Raw genomic sequence first — 3,544 nt, forward strand, 5'->3', positions numbered from 1 at the left:
CGTCGCCATAACCGGCGCACTGAAGGAACCACGTCATGTAGGTGGCTCGTGTGAGTTCATTGACGATGCGGCGGTTCCCGTGGCCCCGACGCCAGCCGTCCAGCGCCACGTGACAGGAGAGTGACCGGTCGCGCGCCAGTGCGGCGTTCATCGGCAAAAGCTTCGTTTTGGTAAGTGGCCTGCGCGCCATCTTTTTGTCGCCTGCGCGCTTTCGGCTTGACGCCATTCTGTTTATCGCTCCGTTGAATCGCCCGCCACAAGTCAGCGGGCTTGGCGCAATGGTAGCAGCATGGAAACGGGTGCCGCGGCGGCCAACCGGCTATGCGCTGCTGGGTTTGCGGGTCAAGACGCGGGTGATGCAATCTCAAATGCGGTACGGTCTTTGCCAGCTAGCCAGCCGGGCGCGCGTCCGCGGCCACTCCAGGTGGCCCGGCTTGACGGGTCTCTGTACTTCGGTTCTTGCGTGCCGGCCGTGCTGACGCGGGATTGACGACCGCCCGGCGCCTGCTGAAGGTCGCGCAGTGGGATGCACCACTCCTCGATTTTTGCCTGGATCTCGCGAATCGCCGCAGCCTTTTCACGGGCGAGCGCTATGTCGATCTGAAGGTCCAGCGCTGCGAGCTCTGTCTTGAGCTTGAGGTAACTCGACATCTACTTCTCCTATGCTTTCGTCAGCAGGCGGTGCTCTGCCTGAGCCGCTTCGAGGCTTGCGAACTTGCCCCGGTGGTCGCGACCCTGCCAAAAGCATGAAATGCGATACGCCTGCGACGACGTATCGCCCAATGGACCAGCCGCTTGCGTGCGACCAGCCATAGGGCGAATCCTGTTTCCATTCCGTCTGTGTATCTACATCAGACATGCTGTGTCTCGTGCGCTGGGCGCGTTGAGTGGCTGATTCAACCGCGAGACCCGAGCGCGCGCTCGATCTTCTGATCGGTCTTGTACTGGCTCAGCGCATAGACCGACCAGATTGCAGCCGGAATCCAGCCAATCAGTGTGATTTGCAGCAGCAGGCAGATGATTCCCGCAAAGGGGCGGCCGATAGTAAAGAACTGCAGCCACGGGAAAACGAGAGCAAGCAACAAACGCATTTTGATCCTTGTGTGGTTAAGGTAAAAAACTGCCAGCGACTCGCTGGCCATTGGGCGAACGCTCGCCACAAAGCGGTCGTGGAACGCACGTCAGTCAGCTGAGCGGGCATCGTCGTCGCGCATGCAACGGAAATACTGCGGGTCTTCTTCCTCGAGACGCTCCAGTTTTCCGGTGGCGGCAAGCACGGCCTGCAACGGCACCTGATGCATCATCCGGTCGTATTCGTTAACGATCGCTGTCAGGGCGTCGCTAAACGCGGCAGGCACTGTCCAAGGCTCCGTATCCTTGCCTTCTTCCAGTAAATGAACAATGCGCCGGCCAGTGTCTCGAATCATGTCCAACGACAAGGCACCTCGCCCTTCGGCCGTCAGCGTTTCAGTGAGCAGGATCACCGACTGCAGGTTAAGCAATGCTGTTTCATCGCGGTGGCCTGAGCGGATCGCTTCAAGGCCAACGCGGATATGCAGGACTATGCGGTCTGCCTCGGCGCGTGCAAGCGGTGACGTCAGCAGTCGCTTCTTTGTGGCCTGCTCGGCGCTCACGTTGGCCAGCTTCCTGCGCTTTTTCGATACGGGCATTGATGTGTTGCGTCGAAGACTTAAATGCTGTTTTCGCACGTGCCTGCTGCGGGCACCGGCGAAGCAAGCGTTGCGATCAGCGTGTAGCCCGGATATTGTTTCCGCGCTGTCCCGGAAAACATCGCCACGGCAGCGTCTCCGTCGTCGGCGGCAATGATGGCGTGGATCGGCTTGATGACGTCCGGCGTTCCGTCTTTTCGCAATACGCCGGAGACGATGAACCGTGCAGGCTGCCGGACATGCCAGCCGATGCGCGTGCCGCGCTCTTTCGCAGAGGCGGGTGCTGCGCCTTGCAGGCCAATGACAGCGATGAAAGAGCCAACGATCAGCCCCTTGATTGCCGTGGTCTTGAGATGCTTGCTCATGCTGTCAGATGTGATGCGATGCGGTCGTGTCGCGCCATAATTACCCCGATAGATGTCATTTCATCTTACTGGCGCGAACAGGTTGTCAAGTTCGCTCCCCGCCGGTACCGAGAAAAGCTGCGTTGGCGCGGAGCGGATTGCGACTCACTGGTTATCGGCGGGAATCGGCCGAAACTGAATGCCGGCCGGGCGAAAAGCTCGCCGGTATGGAGAGTGCTGCGCAAGGGCGATGGCCGCACCCTAAAATTCGGGTTTTCGCCCACGGCCCGGGCGAAGGGGAGAGAACTTTATGAAACGTCAGGATTTCGTACGCCAGCTTGCAATGATGCTCCGGGATCTGCCAGTGGGCACCACTGCTGACCTGAATGATTGCATGGTCGCCTACTGGAACGGTTACTCAGTGGTCTTCGCCTTCCTGGGTGAGCGCGGGACTGGCGTCGTTGAGGAAGAGTTCGACATTGACGATTATGTCTGGGATGACTGGCGACCGACGTTCGAAAACTGGGTTTCGCAGCCGGTATTCAGCAGCCGTCCGGAGGTGAAGCAGTGGCTGATCGATGCGCCGCCGCACGAGGCTGGTGCGTGAAATGGGACGCTGGAGCCGGGGGCGGGCTAAAGCGGTAGTCGTACCGCAGCGAGGCGGCGGGACTGGCCTGTCCGCGCTGATCCAGCCGCAACTCGCGACACTGGTCGACCGTCCGCCAGAGGGCGGTGACTGGTCCTACGAAATCAAATTCGACGGCTACCGCGTGATGACCCGCATCGAGGGTAGCGTCGCGACCATCTTCACGCGCAATGGTCATGACTGGACAGACCGGATGCCGCGTCTCGCGGAAGCCTGCAATGAACTTCAGATTGACGACGCGTGGCTCGACGGCGAGGCCGTCGTGCTCGACTCAAGTGGTCAGCCGGACTTCAACGCGTTGCAGAACGCGTTTGATCGACGCAGCACGGCGGAGATCGTCATGTTCTTCTTCGACATCCTGTGGCTGAACGGAACCGACCTCCGCGAGCAACCGCTGCGAGCCCGCAGGGCGCTGCTGCGGGATCTGATGGCGGAGCAGACGTCCGACGCTATCCGCTTCTCCGAAGACTTTCCGCAGGACCCGGTCTCGCTCGTCGCGTCGGCGTGCAAGATGAAGCTGGAAGGCATCATCGGCAAGCGCGGCGACGCGCCTTACCGCTCCGGGCGGTCGCCGGCCTGGATCAAAATCAAGTGCCAGCTCCGCCAGGAATTTGTCGTCGGCGGCTTTACGCGTGCGAAGGGCGCGCGCTCCGGCGTCCATTCATTGTTGCTTGGCGTGTACGAGAAAGACGGCTCGTTGCGGTATGCGGGCAGCGTCAGACCGTACTTCTCCACTCGCGCTGTGTCCGCCTTTTTGACCCAGGCAGAATCCGAGCGCCGGGAGGCAGCCGCCTTCTACAATCCGCCGAAGGCGGAAAAAGAGCGCGACTATCTGTGGCTTGACCCCTCGATCGTGGTTGAATGCTCGTTCCTGGAGTGGACGC

At 60.7% G+C, this 3,544-nt stretch carries 6 protein-coding genes; 2 read left to right on the top strand and 4 right to left on the bottom strand.

The features are described from left to right. Positions 1 to 342 precede the first annotated feature (342 nt). The 4 genes from QOC89_RS26795 to QOC89_RS26810 all read right to left on the bottom strand — a co-directional run bounded on the left by QOC89_RS26795 (position 343) and on the right by QOC89_RS26810 (position 2,035). Positions 343 to 651 (bottom strand): H-NS histone family protein, encoded by a 309-nt coding sequence (locus QOC89_RS26795; RefSeq protein ID WP_323047790.1) that lies wholly within the window; start codon positions 649 to 651, stop codon positions 343 to 345. 245 nt (positions 652 to 896) lie between these two features. Beyond that, entirely contained in the window at positions 897 to 1,091 is a 195-nt protein-coding gene (locus tag QOC89_RS26800) for a YqaE/Pmp3 family membrane protein (protein WP_114158394.1), read from the bottom strand. A 90-nt stretch (positions 1,092 to 1,181) separates the two neighbouring features. Then, positions 1,182 to 1,670 carry a hypothetical protein gene (locus QOC89_RS26805; protein WP_323047791.1) on the bottom strand — a complete coding sequence of 163 codons (489 nt, stop codon included), beginning with the start codon at positions 1,668 to 1,670 and terminating at the stop codon, positions 1,182 to 1,184. 20 nt (positions 1,671 to 1,690) lie between these two features. Further along, complete coding sequence (locus QOC89_RS26810) at positions 1,691 to 2,035, bottom strand: hypothetical protein (RefSeq protein ID WP_323047792.1); 345 nt, start codon at positions 2,033 to 2,035, stop codon at positions 1,691 to 1,693. Between the two features lie 289 nt (positions 2,036 to 2,324). Between QOC89_RS26810 and QOC89_RS26815 the strand changes: the two genes are divergently transcribed. Beyond that, entirely contained in the window at positions 2,325 to 2,621 is a 297-nt protein-coding gene (locus tag QOC89_RS26815; protein WP_323047793.1) for a hypothetical protein, read from the top strand. A 1-nt stretch (position 2,622) separates the two neighbouring features. After that, positions 2,623 to 3,544 (top strand): non-homologous end-joining DNA ligase (ligD, locus tag QOC89_RS26820; protein WP_323047794.1); only part of this gene is annotated, 922 nt, incomplete at its 3' end.

Source organism: Paraburkholderia sp., from assembly GCF_034668105.1.
Taxonomy (GTDB): Bacteria; Pseudomonadota; Gammaproteobacteria; order Burkholderiales; family Burkholderiaceae; genus Paraburkholderia.

Excerpts from the sequence above, each read along its gene's own strand:
- QOC89_RS26795 (WP_323047790.1), bottom strand. The coding sequence starts at position 651 with ATGTCGAGTTACCTCAAGCTCAAGACAGAGCTCGCAGCGCTGGACCTT.
- QOC89_RS26805 (WP_323047791.1), bottom strand. The coding sequence starts at position 1,670 with ATGCCCGTATCGAAAAAGCGCAGGAAGCTGGCCAACGTGAGCGCCGAG.
- QOC89_RS26815 (WP_323047793.1), top strand. The coding sequence starts at position 2,325 with ATGAAACGTCAGGATTTCGTACGCCAGCTTGCAATGATGCTCCGGGAT.
- QOC89_RS26810 (WP_323047792.1), bottom strand. The coding sequence starts at position 2,035 with ATGAGCAAGCATCTCAAGACCACGGCAATCAAGGGGCTGATCGTTGGC.
- QOC89_RS26800 (WP_114158394.1), bottom strand. The coding sequence starts at position 1,091 with ATGCGTTTGTTGCTTGCTCTCGTTTTCCCGTGGCTGCAGTTCTTTACT.